At 67.5% G+C, this 14,429-nt stretch carries 16 protein-coding genes; 11 read left to right on the top strand and 5 right to left on the bottom strand.

Annotation, left to right across the window (positions count from 1 at the left end; genetic code table 11):
* The first annotated feature begins 3 nt into the window (after positions 1-3).
* Together thpR and ACT54L_RS14485 are read left to right on the top strand one after the other, a co-directional pair.
* Positions 4-534, top strand: coding sequence for an RNA 2',3'-cyclic phosphodiesterase (gene thpR / locus ACT54L_RS14490; RefSeq protein WP_476086325.1), 531 nt, complete (start codon positions 4-6; stop codon positions 532-534).
* Positions 535-581: 47 nt separating this feature from the next.
* Positions 582-980 (top strand): YkvA family protein, encoded by a 399-nt coding sequence (locus ACT54L_RS14485; RefSeq protein WP_476086356.1) that lies wholly within the window; start codon positions 582-584, stop codon positions 978-980.
* A 15-nt stretch (positions 981-995) separates the two neighbouring features.
* On the opposite strand, the gene ACT54L_RS14480 is transcribed toward ACT54L_RS14485, so the two are convergent.
* Positions 996-1,976: an NADPH:quinone oxidoreductase family protein gene (locus ACT54L_RS14480; protein WP_476086324.1), complete on the bottom strand. Its 981-nt coding sequence runs from the start codon at positions 1,974-1,976 to the stop codon at positions 996-998.
* A 201-nt stretch (positions 1,977-2,177) separates the two neighbouring features.
* Between ACT54L_RS14480 and ACT54L_RS14475 the strand changes: the two genes are divergently transcribed.
* Positions 2,178-2,699, top strand: coding sequence for an invasion associated locus B family protein (locus ACT54L_RS14475; protein WP_476086323.1), 522 nt, complete (start codon positions 2,178-2,180; stop codon positions 2,697-2,699).
* 122 nt (positions 2,700-2,821) lie between these two features.
* Positions 2,822-4,030, top strand: coding sequence for a dual-specificity RNA methyltransferase RlmN (rlmN, locus tag ACT54L_RS14470; RefSeq protein WP_476086322.1), 1,209 nt, complete (start codon positions 2,822-2,824; stop codon positions 4,028-4,030).
* Positions 4,031-4,042: 12 nt separating this feature from the next.
* Here the strand turns inward: rlmN and ACT54L_RS14465 are convergent, their stop codons facing one another.
* Complete coding sequence (locus tag ACT54L_RS14465) at positions 4,043-4,816, bottom strand: DUF1217 domain-containing protein (protein WP_476086321.1); 774 nt, start codon at positions 4,814-4,816, stop codon at positions 4,043-4,045.
* An 87-nt stretch (positions 4,817-4,903) separates the two neighbouring features.
* On the opposite strand from ACT54L_RS14465, the gene ACT54L_RS14460 reads away from it, so the two are divergent.
* Entirely contained in the window at positions 4,904-5,308 is a 405-nt protein-coding gene (locus ACT54L_RS14460) for a VOC family protein (protein ID WP_476086320.1), read from the top strand.
* A 7-nt stretch (positions 5,309-5,315) separates the two neighbouring features.
* Entirely contained in the window at positions 5,316-5,840 is a 525-nt protein-coding gene (locus tag ACT54L_RS14455; RefSeq protein ID WP_476086319.1) for a hypothetical protein, read from the top strand.
* A 13-nt stretch (positions 5,841-5,853) separates the two neighbouring features.
* On the opposite strand, the gene ACT54L_RS14450 is transcribed toward ACT54L_RS14455, so the two are convergent.
* Positions 5,854-6,483: a DsbA family protein gene (locus ACT54L_RS14450; protein ID WP_476086318.1), complete on the bottom strand. Its 630-nt coding sequence runs from the start codon at positions 6,481-6,483 to the stop codon at positions 5,854-5,856.
* 169 nt (positions 6,484-6,652) lie between these two features.
* Here ACT54L_RS14450 and ACT54L_RS14445 point away from each other — a divergent pair, with 169 nt between their 5' ends.
* Together ACT54L_RS14445 and ACT54L_RS14440 are read left to right on the top strand one after the other, a co-directional pair.
* Positions 6,653-7,483 carry a phosphatase PAP2 family protein gene (locus ACT54L_RS14445; protein ID WP_476086317.1) on the top strand — a complete coding sequence of 277 codons (831 nt, stop codon included), beginning with the start codon at positions 6,653-6,655 and terminating at the stop codon, positions 7,481-7,483.
* A 42-nt stretch (positions 7,484-7,525) separates the two neighbouring features.
* The gene (locus ACT54L_RS14440) at positions 7,526-8,755 is read left to right on the top strand and encodes an argininosuccinate synthase (RefSeq protein WP_476086316.1); all 1,230 of its coding nucleotides are present in this window, start codon (positions 7,526-7,528) and stop codon (positions 8,753-8,755) included.
* Positions 8,756-8,827: 72 nt separating this feature from the next.
* Here the strand turns inward: ACT54L_RS14440 and ACT54L_RS14435 are convergent, their stop codons facing one another.
* Positions 8,828-10,141 carry a multidrug effflux MFS transporter gene (locus ACT54L_RS14435; RefSeq protein WP_476086315.1) on the bottom strand — a complete coding sequence of 438 codons (1,314 nt, stop codon included), beginning with the start codon at positions 10,139-10,141 and terminating at the stop codon, positions 8,828-8,830.
* Positions 10,142-10,143: 2 nt separating this feature from the next.
* Positions 10,144-10,590 (bottom strand): MarR family winged helix-turn-helix transcriptional regulator, encoded by a 447-nt coding sequence (locus tag ACT54L_RS14430; protein WP_476086314.1) that lies wholly within the window; start codon positions 10,588-10,590, stop codon positions 10,144-10,146.
* 143 nt (positions 10,591-10,733) lie between these two features.
* On the opposite strand from ACT54L_RS14430, the gene ACT54L_RS14425 reads away from it, so the two are divergent.
* The 3 genes from ACT54L_RS14425 (at position 10,734) to ACT54L_RS14415 (ending at position 14,388) form a co-directional block, all read left to right on the top strand.
* The gene (locus ACT54L_RS14425; protein ID WP_476086313.1) at positions 10,734-11,843 is read left to right on the top strand and encodes a site-2 protease family protein; all 1,110 of its coding nucleotides are present in this window, start codon (positions 10,734-10,736) and stop codon (positions 11,841-11,843) included.
* 152 nt (positions 11,844-11,995) lie between these two features.
* Positions 11,996-13,642, top strand: a complete 1,647-nt coding sequence (locus ACT54L_RS14420) for a sensor domain-containing diguanylate cyclase (RefSeq protein ID WP_476086312.1) — start codon at positions 11,996-11,998, stop codon at positions 13,640-13,642.
* Positions 13,643-13,656: 14 nt separating this feature from the next.
* Positions 13,657-14,388, top strand: a complete 732-nt coding sequence (locus ACT54L_RS14415) for an SOS response-associated peptidase (RefSeq protein WP_476086311.1) — start codon at positions 13,657-13,659, stop codon at positions 14,386-14,388.
* Positions 14,389-14,429: the final 41 nt, after the last annotated feature.

Genomic DNA, 14,429 nt, shown 5'->3' with positions numbered 1-14,429 from the left:
CACATGCCGCGACTCTTCACCGCCATCGAGGTTCCCGCCCCGATCGGCCTTGATCTGTCCATGCTGCGGGGTGGCCTGTCCGGCGCCCGTTGGATCGACCCGGAAAACTACCATGTGACGCTGCGCTTCGTCGGCGACGTGGATGACGGCCTTGGCCGCGAGATAATGTACATGCTGGGCCAGGTGCGGCGGCGCTCGTTCGAGTTGGCGCTCGATGGCCTCGACCAGTTCGGCGGCAACCGGCCCCGGGCCCTGTTCGCGTCCGTGCGGTCCAACCCGGCGCTGCTGGAACTCCAGGCGGAGCATGAGCGCATCATGCAGCGCCTCGGCCTCTCACCGGACCGCTCCTACAAGCCCCATGTCACCTTGGCGCGGCTCCGGGATGCCTCCAGCCGCCAAGTGGCGGATTATCTGTCCATGCGCGGCGCCTATCGCAGCCCGGCCTTCCAGGTGCCCCGCTTCGTGCTGTTCTCCTCGCGCGATTCGGTGGGGGGCGGCCCCTATCTGGTGGAGGCGGCCTACCCGCTGGCCTGAGGGACGCCCCTTGCAGGGCGGCAGGACATCCCCATCTCAAATTCATGATGAACTCGTCGTCCGACCCCACCGACTGGAGCCGCCTTGAGGCGGAGGATGCGGCCGAAGCCTCCCGCGCGCGGGCGGATGAGGCCCGCGTCAAGCGCGGCTTCTGGCACAAGATCCGCCGGACGGCGGCCTCGGTCCCGTTTGCCGAGGACGCCGTCGCAGCCTATTTCGCGGCATTCGATCGCAACACGCCGCTCAAGGTGCGCGCCGGCCTCATGGCGGCGCTCGCCTATTTCGTGCTGCCGGCGGATTTCGCACCGGACATCCTTCCGGTGATCGGGTTCGGCGACGACGCAGCCGTGCTGTTCACCGCATTGAAACTCCTGTCGTCCCACATCACCCCCACGCACCGGGACGCGGCGCGCGAGGCCTTGGACGAGATGAAGGCCGGCGGCTGACCTCCGGCCGCTGGATCACAGCCCGGTGGTGAGCACCACCTTGCCCTTCACCCGCCGGCCGGAAATCTCGCCGAGCGCTTCCGCGCAGCGCTCCAGTGGGAAGGTCTTGTCCACATGGGCGGAAATCCGCCCCTCCGCCGCATAGCCGAACAATTCCTGGAGCGCCGCGCGCATCCAGGCCGGGTCGCGGCGGGCATTGGTACCGAACGCGACGCCGCGGGCATCACAATTCTTCAAGAGCAGCAGGTTGAGCGGCAGCTTGGGGATGGAGCCGGCGGCAAAGCCGATCACCAGCAGCCGGCCGAACCAGGCCAGCGACCGCACCGCCTGCTCGGATTGCTCGCCCCCCACCGGGTCATAGACCACGTCGATGCCCTTCTCGCCGCCAAGACGCTTCAGCGCGGCCTTCAGGTCCTCTTGGGTGTAGTCGATCCCCGCGTCGGCGCCATGGGCCTTGGCAAACTCGATCTTGTCGGGTGAGGAAGCGCAGGCGATCACGCGCGCGCCCAGGATTTTGCCCAGTTCGACCGCCGCAAGGCCCACGCCGCCCGCCGCGCCAAGCACCGCCAGGGTCTCGCCGGGCTTCAGCTCGCCGCGATCCCGCAGCGCGTAGAGGGAGGTGCCATAAGTGACGGTGAGGCCGGCGGCCTTCACCATGTCGAGCCCCTCCGGCACCCGCGCCAGCGTGTCGGCGCGCACCACCACTTTCTCGCGCGCCGCGCCATAGGTGACATAGCCCGCCACCCGGTCACCCAAGGCCAGATCCGTGACGCCCTCCCCGAGCGCACTCACCGCCCCGGAGAACTCGCCGCCGGGGGAGAAGGGCAGGTCCGGCTTGTACTGGTAGAGGTCGCGGATGATGAGGGTGTCGAAGAAATTCAGCCCGACGGCGGCCACCGTCACCACCACCTCGCCGGGGCCGGGAATGGGATCGGGCAGGTCCACGACCTCCAGATCCTCGGCGGGGGCATAGCGGACGCAAAGCACGGCCTTCATCGTGATTCTTCTCCCGGTTCTGCCCCGTGGGCGCCGTCCACAGCACGACGCTAGGGATTGGCACGACTTGTGTTAAGGAAACGGCAAACTGTCTGTGTGCCATTTTTTGGTCGGCGTCCACCTTTAGGGGACGTCCCGAGACGCAGCGGGCGAGCTGGCGGGGACACCTGCGGCCGCCCCTCCAGCCAACAAGGTGACGTCATGGCTCCTATCCGTGCAAGTTCCGCCATCCTCGGCGCCGCTCTCCTCCTGGCGGCCACCGGTGGCGCTCTTGCCCAGGCGCCCCAGCCCAAGGCGGTGGCCCAGTTCGGTGACTGGAGCGTCTATGCCAGCGGCAGCGGCAACTCCAGGGTGTGCTACGCCATTTCCCAACCCAAGGATCGCCAGCCTGCCGGGCTGAAGCGCGATCCGGCCTATTTCTTCATCTCCACCCGTCCGGGCGAGAAGGTGACCAACGAGGTGAGCCTGAAGATGGGCTTCCCGTTGAAGGAAGGCAGCGAGGCCAAACTGACCGTCGGATCGCAGGCCTTCCAGCTCTACACCAAGGAAGACGGGGCCTGGGTTCGCAACGTGGCGGACGAGGGCAAGCTGGTGGATGCCATCCGCAAGGGCAAGGACGTGACGGTTGTCTCGACCTCGCTGCGCGGCAATCCCACCACGGACAAATATGGCCTGTCCGGCATCAGCCAGGCGCTCGACCGGGTGGCCCAGGAGTGCAAGTGATCGCGCTCCGCCGATGGCGGAGGCGTTGAAAGCGGGTTGAGGCCCGGTTCTGTGCATCCGGCATGCGTGCCGGGCGCGCGCCGCAGTGGCGGCGGCGGCCGGAAAACGCTATGTGTGGCCCCATGACGCGCATGATCGAAGAATTTTCGGCGCCTGTTCCGGCGGGCGCCGCACTGCCGAGCCTCGCCGGCCTTAGCCGGGAGAAGCTCAACCTTGCCCTCGGCGCCATCGGCGTGCCCGAGCGCGAGCGGCGCATGCGCGTCAACCAGCTCTGGCACTGGATCTATCTGCGCGGCGCCACCTCGTTCGACGAGATGACCAACGTCTCCAAACATTTGCGGGCACAGCTTGCGCAGAGCTATGGCCTTGCCCGGCCGGAGATCGTGGTCGAGCAGGTGTCCCAGGACGGCACCCGCAAATGGCTTCTGCGCCTGCCCGCCGAAACACCCGGGGAGCGTCCCCACGAGGTGGAGGCGGTCTATATTCCCGAGCGCGACCGGGGCACGCTCTGCGTTTCGAGCCAGGTGGGCTGCACACTCAATTGCTCCTTCTGCCACACGGGCACGCAGCGCCTGGTGCGCAACCTCACCGCCGCCGAGATCATCGGCCAAGTGCTGGTGGCCCGCGACCGGCTGGGCGACTATCCCGGCCAGGAGCGCGCGGTGGGCCCCGGCCTGCCCACCGAAGGCGACCGCCTCGTCACCAACATCGTCTTCATGGGCATGGGCGAACCGCTCTATGCCTATGATTCCGTGGCCGAAGCCATCGAGATCCTGGCGGATGGCGACGGGCTCGGGCTCGGCAAGCGGCGCATCACGGTTTCCACCTCCGGCGTGGTGCCGGAGATCGAGCGGCTCGGCCGCGATGTGGGTCCCATGCTCGCCATCTCGCTCCATGCGGTGCGCGATGATCTGCGCGACGTGCTGGTGCCCATCAACAAGAAGTATCCCATCGCGGAGTTGATGGAGGCCTGCCGGACTTATCCGCCCGCCTCCAACGCCAAGCGCATCACGTTCGAATATGTGATGCTGAAGGGTGTGAATGACAGCCCGGCGGACGCCCGCGCCTTGGTGAAGCTGCTGGAAGGCGTGCCGGCCAAGATCAACCTGATCCCGTTCAATCCCTGGCCCGGTACCAAGTATGAGTGCTCGGACTGGGAGACCATCGAACGCTTCTCGGACATCGTGTTCCGCGCCGGTTATGCGAGCCCTGTGCGCACGCCGCGCGGCCGTGACATCCTGGCCGCCTGCGGCCAATTGAAGAGCGAGACGGAAAAGCTCTCGGCCCGCGAGCGCCTGGCGCTGCGCGCCATGGCGGCGGCGGCGGAATGAGGCTCCCGCGCCTCAGCCGCCATATTTCAGGTTCAGCAGGGAACTGGTGAAGCCCGCCCCCGTGGTCGCGGACGGGTAGAGCTGCAGCACCGGATTGGTGGCGGTGTTCTGGGTGGCGTCCCACATCACCGTGAAGCGCTTCAGAATCTTGTCCACCTTGGCGGGGTCCTGCAGGTCCGCGACGTTGAGGCGCGCCTTCACGGCCTTCGCCTGCTGCTCGATGCCCGCGGCGCCCATTTCGGTTGGGAAGCCATAAACGGTCTTCACCACCTTCCAGAGCGCCGTATCCGCCAACAGGCCGTAGGCGCTTTTCACCGTCGGGGCCATGCGCTTGAAGTAAAGCGCGAGCTGCACACCCTGGTCGGTGGCGCCGAGGTCATCCTCCATGCTCTGCTGCACATAGGCCTTCACCACGTCGGTGGGTGAGGCGGCGGTGGCGAGCGAGGTGCCGTTCAGATAGCCGAAGGCCTTGGCAAAATTGGTGAAGCGGGAATCGGCAAGCTTGTTGGCAAAGCTGGTCTTGTCGGTGAGGTCCGAGGTGAGGACCTTCTTCATATAGGCCTTGGCATAAGCCATGTCGGACAGGCCATAGGCCTTCATGGCGAAATTGAAGACCCGGTAGTTGTTCACGAAGGCATCGACCGTCGTGATCTTGCCGACATTGGCCTTGAAGTAGTCCACCTCGTTCTTGACGGTGGGGCTCTTGGCCTGCTGGTCCAGGGCCTGCGCACCGGACTTGGTCAGGTAATTGTAGGTGAGGGTCGCCGATCCCAGATAGATGCTCATAACCTGCCTCACGCTACGCTTCCCTCACGCGTAGCAGTGGAAGCTGGCGCGAGGCTGGAGCGGGAGCGGCGGCAGGAGACGAACACCATGCTGGACCATATCGGCGTACCAGTCTCGGACTTTGACGCATCACGCACATTCTTCAGCGCAGCCCTGGCACCGCTGGGGATCTCGCTGGTGATGGAAGTGAGTGCCGAGGAAACCGGTGCCGCCGCCCATGCCGGCTATGGACAGGGGGGAAAGCCGTTCTTCTGGATCGGCTCAAGCGGCTCGACCGGCCCGACCACAAGCGCGGAAAGCCATGTACACGTGGCCTTCGCCGCGGCAAGCCGCGCCCAGGTGGACGCCTTCCACGCCGCGGCGCTCGCCGCCGGAGGCCGGGATAATGGCGGCCCGGGCTTGCGGCCGCACTATCATCCCCATTACTACGGCGCCTTCATTCTTGACCCGGACGGCCACAATATCGAAGCCGTCTGTCACCACCCGACCTGATGGGCGCATGGACAGCTTCTTCCGTCTTCTCCTGCGCCTGGTGCTCGTACCGGCGGGCTTCGTGACCGCGCTCACCGCGGGGGCACTGGTGATCCTGTTCGGCCAGTGGCGGGTGGGCGCCCTCTTCGCGGCGGTGCCGGGCGGTGACCCGGACACCGTCTTTGCCCTGCTGGATGCCCTGTTCGCGGCGGGCTTTCTGGTGATGTTCCTGGTGTCCACCATGTGGCTGGTGGGGGCGATCGGCGTCCTTTTTTCCGAGGCTTTCGCCGTGCGCTCCTGGCTGTTCCACGTGGCCAATGGCGCGGTGTCGGCCTTTGCCGGCGCGGCACTGTTTCCCCGCCTGTCCGGCGAGACGGCGCCGATCGCCGATCCCTTCTACATCCTGGCAGCGGGGCTTGCGGGCGGGCTTGCCTATTGGCTCACGGCCGGCTGGTCGGCCGGCTTCTGGAGGCCGGTGCTGCCCGCGCCCCACCGCCCGGCCCCGCCGGCCCCCGGGCGCGTAGACCCTGGGCCGACGGACCCGGCCGCCTGAAGGCCCCCTGCCCTCATTTTGCAGGGGAGAGACGAGCCTGGGCCAGGCTTACCGCGTGATCCAGGGCCTGCTCCAGGCGGTCGTTGCCCCAGAACAGGTCGCCATCGGCTGTGATGAAGGTTGGTGCGCCGAACACGCCGGCGGCTCCCGCTTCCTCGGTCACCGCCCGCAGGCGGTCCTTCACCGCCTGACTCTCCGCTTCCGCGCACAGATCCTCGCAGAAGTGCCCGAGGCCGGCCAGCAACTGGGCGAGCACCGTGCGGTCGGTGATGTCGCGGCCCTGGGCAAACTCCGCCTTGAAGGCGGCCACCGTAAAGCCGGGGCGGGAGGCATCATTGAGCCAGGTGGCCACCCGGGCAGCCGCCAGGGCATTGATGGGAAACGCCTCCGGCCGCCGGATGGGCTGCAGTCCATAGCGTTCCACCATGCGCTCCAGGTCCCGCCACATGTAGCGGCCCTTCAGCGGATAGGCGTTGAACGGGGAGGTGGTATAGCCCTGGGCGGCGAAGATGGGGCCGAGCAAGAACGGCTTCCAGCGCACATGCACCCCGGCCTGCTCTGCCAGGGGACCGATTCGGGCCGCCGCCAAATAGGAATAGGGCGAGGCGAACTCGTAGTAAAAATCCAGCGTGGCCTGGGCCATGGTACTTCCCCGTTTCTCGCCCGGCCCTCGCGGACAGCGGACGCACGCGCCGCGGCTCGGCTTCCCTCCCGGCCGCGCACGCACTATATGGCCGGAAGTCTTGCGGCCCACCCGGGTCACCCGCAAGGGTGAAGATCAAGGAAAGTGCGAACAAGATGCGGTTGCGCCGGTGAAGCTGACGGTCTTCTTCGCCCTTGTGGCCGGCGCTGCGGTCGCCATCCTCTTCACGGTCTTCCCGGAGTGGGACCTGGCCATCACCGGCTGGTTCTGGGACGCGGCCGCCGGCAATTTCCATCTGGCCGGCACGAAATGGGGCCAGTGGCTGCGCAAGGCGGGCAATATCATTCCCTGGCTGTTCGCCGGCCCCGCCTTTGCCGCCATCGCCCTGAAACTGCTCTTTCCCAGCGGGCGCATGTTCATGCCCGCGCGGGCAGCCGTGTTCCTGGCGCTGACCATGGCTCTGGCGCCGGGGCTGCTGGTCAATGGAATCCTGAAGGAGAATTGGGGGCGCCCCCGGCCGGTGCATGTGGAGACGTTCGGCGGCAAGGACGTGTTCAATCCCTGGTATGCCGCTGGCGGCGCCTGCCCCACCAACTGTTCCTTTGTCTCGGGCGAAGGGGCGCTGGGCTTCTGGATGATCGCGCCGGCGACCCTCGTGCCCGCCCCCTATCGCGGCCCGGCCCTGCTGGCCGCCGCCGCCTTCGGCACTGCCGCCGGCGGGCTGCGCATCACCTTCGGCGGCCATTTCTTCACGGACGTGGCCTTTTCAGCGGTTTTGACCATCCTCATCATCGCGCTCGCCCGCTGGCTGATCTTCACCCGGCCGGGCGCCCCCACGGACGCACGGATCGAGTCCTTCCTGGAATCTTGCGGGCGGGCGCTGCGCGCTCTCGCCCTGCGGCTGTTCCGCCTCGCGCGGTGGAGCCTGCGGCACGCCTTCCGGGGGCTGCGGGCGTTGTTCGCGCGCATCCCCTTGCCACGGCGCGGCTCGGGCCTATAGTCCGCCCGACTTTTCCGCCCCCCTATCCATCCGAGAGAAACGATGGCGCGCGATGTGAAGAAGGTGGTGCTTGCTTATTCCGGCGGGCTCGACACCTCGGTGATCCTGAAATGGCTCCAGACCACCTATGGCTGCGAGGTGGTGACCTTCACCGCCGATCTCGGCCAGGGCGAGGAACTGGCCCCGGCGCGCGAGAAAGCCCTGCTGCTCGGCATCAAGCCCGAGAACATCTTCATCGAGGACGTGCGCGAGGAATTCGTGCGGGACTATGTGTTCCCCATGTTCCGCGCCAACACGGTCTATGAGGGCCAGTACCTGCTCGGCACCTCCATCGCCCGCCCGCTGATCGCCAAGAAGCAGATCGAAATCGCCCGCAAGGTGGGCGCCGACGCGGTGTCCCACGGCGCCACCGGCAAGGGCAACGACCAGGTGCGCTTCGAGCTCGGCTATTACGCCCTTGAGCCGGAGATCACCGTCATCGCCCCCTGGCGCGAATGGGACCTGACCTCGCGCACCCGCCTGCTGGAGTTCGCCGAGGCCCACCAGATCCCGATCGCCAAGGACAAGCGCGGCGAGGCCCCCTTCTCCGTCGACGCGAACCTGCTGCACTCCTCGTCCGAGGGCAAGGTGCTGGAAGACCCGGCGGACGATGCGCCCGAATATGTCTACCAGCGCACCATTTCCCCCGAGGCGGCGCCCGACCAGGCGACCATCATCGATATCGGCTTCGAGCAGGGCGATGCGGTCTCCATCGACGGCGAGGCCCTTTCCCCGGCCACCCTGCTGGCGCGCCTCAATGCGCTCGGCAAGGAGAACGGCATCGGCCGGCTCGACCTCGTGGAAAACCGCTTCGTGGGCATGAAGTCGCGCGGCGTCTACGAGACCCCCGGCGGCACCATCCTTCTGGCGGCTCATCGCGGCATCGAGAGCATCACGCTCGACCGCGGCGCGGCGCACCTGAAGGACGAGCTGATGCCCCGCTATGCGGAGCTCATCTATAACGGATTCTGGTTCTCGCCCGAGCGCGAGATGCTCCAGGCCGCCATCGACCTGTCGCAGAAGTATGTGACAGGCTCGGTGAAGGTGAAGCTCTACAAGGGCAATGTGTCGGTCATCGGCCGTACCAGCCCCTATTCGCTCTACAACCAGGACCTCGTCACCTTCGAGGAAGGCGCGGTGGCCTATGACCATCGCGATGCGGCCGGCTTCATCAAGCTGAACGCCCTGCGCCTGCGCACCTACGGTGCCCGCGCCCGCAAGACCGGCGTCTGACCGGCACTTCTCCAAAAGCAAAAGGCCGGCCCGCATGTGCGGCGCCGGCCTTTTTGTTGCGCAGGACCAGGCTCACGCCGACTTGCGGAACACCTCGGCCTCGATCTCGTCGCCCGCCGCACCGATGAGGCCCACCGGGTCGGTGGCGATTTCCAGGTCCGCCTCGCTCACGGGAGGCGCGGACGCGGAGATCGGCTTCGGCTTCAGGAGCACATAAGCGGCGCAGGCGAGGACGCCCATGGCCGGGATCACGACGCCCATGGCCTGCGCCGGCTCGGAAAAGAGGCTCGCCACCGCCGAGCCCAGGAAACCGCCGCCGATCTGCATGCAGCCCATGAGCGCGGCCGCCGAGCCGGCCATGGTGGGAAAACCCGACAGCGCCGCCGTGGTGCCGCCCGGCAGCAGCAGGGCCACGCCGAAGGCCCACAGGGCCACCGGCCCCATCACGCTCGGAAAGCTGTAGGGCAGGAACCAGGGCATCACCGCCATGGTGCCGCCGCCCAGCAGCACCATCGCGAGACCCGCTGGCACCAGGCGGTTGGCGTCCACGCCCCGCTTCATGATCTTGCCGGCCACGATGGTGCCCAGCATGAACGAGCCCGTCTGGCACACCATGGCGTAGCCGAACTGGGTGGGCGAGAGGCCGACGGTCTCGATCAGCACGAACGGCACGATGGCCGCCAGCGAATAGATCCCGCCGAGCGAAAAGCCGATCATCAGGCTGGCGCGCATGAAGCCGGAATCCCGCAGCAGCGCGCCATAATTGCGCAGCACCTGGAGCGGGTGGGCGTTGGCCGGGTCGGGCGCCGCGTTGGTCTCCGGCACCGCCAGGATCAGGAGGCCCACGGCCAGCACGCCGTAAAGCACCATCACATAGAAAATGGGCTGCCAGCCCAGCGTGGAGAGGATCACGCCGCCGATGGTGGGCGCCAGCGCCGGGCCGATGGCCAGCATGGTCCCGATGAGATTGAGGATGCGGGCGGACGCCTGCCCCGTGAACTGGTCGCGCACGATGGCGCGGGAGATGGCGGGCCCGGCGGCCACCCCGATGCCCTGCAGGCCGCGGCCGATGATGAGCCAGGTCACATCCGGCGCGCTCGCCGCCACGATGCTGCCCACCACGTAGAGCGAGAAGAAGCCGATGGCCGCGGGGCGCCGTCCATAGGCGTCGGACAGCGGGCCACAGATGAGCTGCGAGAAGGCAAAGCCGCAGAAATAGACGCTCAGCGTCAGCTTCATCACCGAAGCGGAGGTGCCGAACGCATGGACCAGCGCCGGCAAGGCCGGCGTGTAGAGCGACATGCTGATGGGGCCGAGGACGATGATGAGCGCGCCGATGATGGCGGTGCGCATCTCTGTCATCACGGGCTTGGGCGCGGGGGGCATGGTCAAGGCTCCTCCGTCCGGCCGGACTGGCAGAGATTGGAGCGCACCCGCATGAGCACGTCCCGGAACACGTCGCGCTCGGCCGGCGTCAGGCCGGCCAGCGCTTCTTCCCGCGCCACGGAGGCCGCGGCCATGACCTGGTTCAGCAAGGGCTCGGCAGCGGCCGTGAGGCACACGATCTTGGCCCGGCGGTCCGTGGGGTCCGCCTCGCGCACGATCAAGCCGCGCGCCTCCAGGCGATCCAGAAAGCCCACCATGGTCATGGGCTCCACATTCATGCGCACCGCCAGGGCGCCCTGCCGCAGCCCCGGATTGATGTTCACATGCGCGAGCGTGCGCGCCTCGCCAGCGGTGAGGCCGAGGCCCGCCTGCTCGAAGGCGCGGTCGATGCGGGCCCGATACAGGCGCGCGGCATCCACCAGGAGAAAACCAAGAGGGACTTCGTTCATAGCCAGGACAACATAATGTAAGCTTACCTTACTATCAACCAATCCCCCCCTCCTTCGGTGCTGGTTTGCGCTCTCTAGCACCTGTCGCATTGGCGACGCAGGGTCAGGGCCTTATCTGAAGGACAGTCAGCACGGAGGTCGGGATGCCCTGGTCACTCACGCTCGGACGGATCGGCGGCACGGCCGTGCGCATCCACGTCACCTTTCTGCTCTTCCTGGTCTGGATCTGGGCCGCCTATTACCGGCAAGGGGGTGCCCAGGCCGCCTGGGATGGCGTCCTGTTTGTCGCGCTCCTGTTTTTGTGCGTGCTGCTGCATGAATTCGGCCACGTCTTCGCCGCCCGCCGCTACGGCGTGAAAACCCCGGACATCACCCTTTGGCCGTTCGGCGGAATCGCCAGCCTGGAGCGCATGCCGGAAAAGCCGTCGCAGGAACTGGTGGTCGCCATTGCCGGGCCGGCGGTGAACGTGGTCATCGCCCTGGTGCTGGTCCTGGTGCTCGGCGCCACCACCAATCCCGACCAACTCATGAAGATCGAGGACCCCGCCACCTCCATGCTGGCCAAGCTTGCGGGCGCGAACATCTTCCTGGTGCTGTTCAATCTCATCCCGGCCTTTCCCATGGATGGCGGGCGGGTGCTGCGGGCCTTGCTGGCCATGCGGATGGGGTTTGCCCGGGCCACCTCCGTCGCCGCCAGCATCGGACAGGCGCTGGCGGTGGGACTTGGGCTGCTCGGCATCTTCACCAATCCCATGTTGATGATTATTGGTGTCTTCGTGTTCCTCGCCGCCTCCGGCGAGGCGGGGCAGGTGCAGCTGAAGGAGGCCTCCCGCGGCCTCATCGTCTCGGATGCCATGATTACGCATTTCGAGACCCTCGGCCCCCAGGCGACGGTGGATGATGCGGTGGAAGAGCTCATCCGCACCACCCAGAAGGAATTTCCCGTGGTCGACGGCGCCGGGCGCCTGCGCGGCCTCTTGACCCGGGACGCCATGATTCGTGCCCTGCGAGATCCCGGTCCCGCCACCGCGGTGATCGAGGTCATGCAGGCGGATATTCCGACCGTGGACGCCCGCGCCCGGCTCGATGCCGCCCTCGCCCTCATCACCACGTCCCGCGCCCCGGCCATCGGCGTCACCGACAGTTCCGGCCGGCTGGTCGGCCTGCTGACCCCGGAGAATGTGGGCGAGCTGATGATGGTCCATGCCTCGCGTCCGGCAAGGCCCGCGACACCCTGGGCGCGTAAGGTCTAGCCGCGTCGTCCCAGGAATGGTTGACGGACCGGGGGAGACCCCTCACCGTCCACCGACGCTGGGTCACAAGAGCATCTCGACCGCGCGGGAGCGGGCATATCTTGCTGGATGGTTTTAAGAATCACCTCCGCCGGACGCAGGATCGCATGCCCATGGCGCAGCAGATCAGCCTGGTGGTCGCGCTCATCTGCCTGCTTGGCCTGTCGGGCCTTGCCCTTTTCTCCGCCCGCGTGAGCCGCGAGGAGATGAGCGGCCATGTCCGTGCCGACATGGAGCGGGTGGCCACCTCCCTGGCCGGGCAACTGGAGCGAGACCTGGGGGAACGCCTCGCGGACATCCGGCAGTTGGCGAATATGCAACCCCTGATGCCCGCCTGGGAATCGGGGGTCAGCGCCATGCGCTCCGTGCTCAGCCAGCTTCAGAGGATGATGCCGGTCTATGCCTGGATCGGCTTTGCCCGGCCCAACGGCGTGGTGGTGGCGGCCTCGCAGGGCCTTCTGGAAGGCCAGGATGCGGACCATCGCGCCTGGTTCAAGGAGGGGCTGAAGGGTCCCTTTGTGGGCGATGTGAACGTGGTGCCTGTCCTGGAGCCCCTTCTCCCACCGCGGCCGGACCGGTCGCCCCACCGCTTCGTGGACGTGTCCTTCCCGGTCTATTCACCCGACGACCGCCCGCTCGGGGTCATCGGCGCGCATCTGTCCTTCGCCTGGGCGGACGCCGCGCGGCGGCGGGTGCTGGATGACGAGCCGGGCCTGGAAGTGTGGATCTTGGGCGCCGACGGCACCATCCTGTCCGGCCGTGACAGCGGCCCCTCGCCCTATGGCCGCGAACAGATGGACCGGTTCCGCGCCGCAGGCAAAGGCACCCTCGTGGAAGATGACGGTGCCGCGACGACCCTCACCGGATTTGCCGTGATCGACAGCGAGCCCAGCATCGCCGCCCTCGGCTGGGTGGTGGTGGCGCGTCAGGATGCGGCCATCGCGTTCGGCACGGCCAACCGCATCGCCGCGTCGATCCTGGGCATCGGCGCCCTGGTGCTTCTGATCTCCATCGTCCTGGCCCTCGGCCTGACCCGCCTCCTGTCGCGCCCCCTTCAGCAGCTCACCGTCGCCGCCCATGCCATCGGCCGCGACCCGTCCGTGACCATGCTGCCTCGGGTGAGCGGAAGCCTGGACGTGCTCCAGCTCTCGGGGGCCCTGCGCGCGTTGCTGCGGCGCCTGGACATTGCCGAGCACCGCTATCTGACCTCCCAGCGCGCCCATGAAGAAGAAGTGGCGGCGCTGCGGGAACTGGCCGATACCGATCCCCTGACCGGCCTCCTCAACCGCCGGTCGTTCCTGTCCGTGGCCGAGGGGGCGCTCCAGGGCACCCGCAGCACCGACAGCCTGGGCATCCTCATGGCGGACATCGATCACTTCAAGGCGGTGAACGACACCTATGGCCATCCCGCCGGCGACGCGGTGATCCGCCATGTGGCCGCCACCATCGGCGCCAACCTGCGCGTGCAGGACCGCGTCGCCCGGTTTGGCGGCGAGGAATTCGTCGCCTTGCTCATGAATGTGGAGGAGGCCGGCACCCTGGCGCTCGCCGAACGCATCCGGGCCAGCATCAGCGCCCAGCCGGTTCACTTCGAGGGGCAGGACATCAAGGTGTCCATCAGCATCGGCGTGGCCCTCGCGGACCCCTCGGACCGGGATCTGGACGCCATCATTGAGAGGGCGGACTTCGCCCTCTACGATGCCAAGACCTCCGGCCGAAACAAGGTGGCGCTCTCGCGGCGGCCGACACGGGCGGTCTGAGGCGGGAGGCCGCCATGTGCAACCTCTACAGTGAAGTGAAGGGACAGGCGGCCATCCTGGCCTGGAGCCGGGCGATGCGGGATGCCACCGGCAACCTGCCGCCCCATCCGGCCATCTTCCCGGACCAGATGGCGCCTGTGGTGTGGACCGCCGCCGACGGGGTGCGGGAGCTGACGCGCATGCGCTGGGGGTTTCCGCCGGCCCCGGGCCTCGGCAGCCGGCCGGTGACCAATGCGCGCAATCTGGCAAGCCCCTATTGGGTGCCCTGGACGAAGGCCGAGCGGCGCTGCCTCGTGCCGGCCACCAGCTTCTGCGAATATGACGAGCGGGCCGGCAAGCGCCCCACCTGGTTCGCCCTGGATGCCTCCCGGCCGCTATTCGCCTTTGCCGGCTTGTGGCGGCCGTGGACCGGCACCCGCGGCACCAAGGCGGCGCCGGAGGACGGCGAGCATCGGCTTTTCGCATTCGCCACCTGCCCCGCCAACGGCATTGTGGCGCCTGTCCATCCCAAGGCCATGCCGGTGCTGCTGACCTCGGCTGAGGAACTGGACGTCTGGCTCCGCGCCCCCTGGGACGAGGCCCGCGCCTTGCAGCGCCCGCTGCCGGACGCCGCCCTTCAGATCGTCGCCACCGGCCTGCGGGAGGACGGCCTTTCGGCCCCAATCCCGGCCCCGTCCGGGCCGGAACTCGGGCAAACAAAGACCGGCGGCAAGCCACCGCCCCGGCAGCTTGGCTTCGACCTGTAGATCGCTTCAGAACATCATGAAAACATGAAGCGATCGAACTC

This window comes from Aquabacter sp. DMC10, assembly GCF_056314145.1.
The sequence above is the reverse complement of the archived record's forward strand: the minus strand, read 5'-3'. Positions and strand labels throughout refer to the sequence as shown.

What these genes read in the sequence shown, in the direction of transcription:
- thpR (WP_476086325.1), top strand. Translation starts at nt 4, where the DNA reads ATGCCGCGACTCTTCACCGCCATCGAGGTTCCCGCCCCGATCGGCCTT.
- ACT54L_RS14485 (WP_476086356.1), top strand. Translation starts at nt 582, where the DNA reads ATGAACTCGTCGTCCGACCCCACCGACTGGAGCCGCCTTGAGGCGGAG.
- ACT54L_RS14480 (WP_476086324.1), bottom strand. Translation starts at nt 1,976, where the DNA reads ATGAAGGCCGTGCTTTGCGTCCGCTATGCCCCCGCCGAGGATCTGGAG.
- ACT54L_RS14475 (WP_476086323.1), top strand. Translation starts at nt 2,178, where the DNA reads ATGGCTCCTATCCGTGCAAGTTCCGCCATCCTCGGCGCCGCTCTCCTC.
- rlmN (WP_476086322.1), top strand. Translation starts at nt 2,822, where the DNA reads ATGACGCGCATGATCGAAGAATTTTCGGCGCCTGTTCCGGCGGGCGCC.
- ACT54L_RS14465 (WP_476086321.1), bottom strand. Translation starts at nt 4,816, where the DNA reads ATGAGCATCTATCTGGGATCGGCGACCCTCACCTACAATTACCTGACC.
- ACT54L_RS14460 (WP_476086320.1), top strand. Translation starts at nt 4,904, where the DNA reads ATGCTGGACCATATCGGCGTACCAGTCTCGGACTTTGACGCATCACGC.
- ACT54L_RS14455 (WP_476086319.1), top strand. Translation starts at nt 5,316, where the DNA reads ATGGACAGCTTCTTCCGTCTTCTCCTGCGCCTGGTGCTCGTACCGGCG.
- ACT54L_RS14450 (WP_476086318.1), bottom strand. Translation starts at nt 6,483, where the DNA reads ATGGCCCAGGCCACGCTGGATTTTTACTACGAGTTCGCCTCGCCCTAT.
- ACT54L_RS14440 (WP_476086316.1), top strand. Translation starts at nt 7,526, where the DNA reads ATGGCGCGCGATGTGAAGAAGGTGGTGCTTGCTTATTCCGGCGGGCTC.
- ACT54L_RS14435 (WP_476086315.1), bottom strand. Translation starts at nt 10,141, where the DNA reads ATGCCCCCCGCGCCCAAGCCCGTGATGACAGAGATGCGCACCGCCATC.
- ACT54L_RS14430 (WP_476086314.1), bottom strand. Translation starts at nt 10,590, where the DNA reads ATGAACGAAGTCCCTCTTGGTTTTCTCCTGGTGGATGCCGCGCGCCTG.
- ACT54L_RS14425 (WP_476086313.1), top strand. Translation starts at nt 10,734, where the DNA reads ATGCCCTGGTCACTCACGCTCGGACGGATCGGCGGCACGGCCGTGCGC.
- ACT54L_RS14420 (WP_476086312.1), top strand. Translation starts at nt 11,996, where the DNA reads ATGGCGCAGCAGATCAGCCTGGTGGTCGCGCTCATCTGCCTGCTTGGC.
- ACT54L_RS14415 (WP_476086311.1), top strand. Translation starts at nt 13,657, where the DNA reads ATGTGCAACCTCTACAGTGAAGTGAAGGGACAGGCGGCCATCCTGGCC.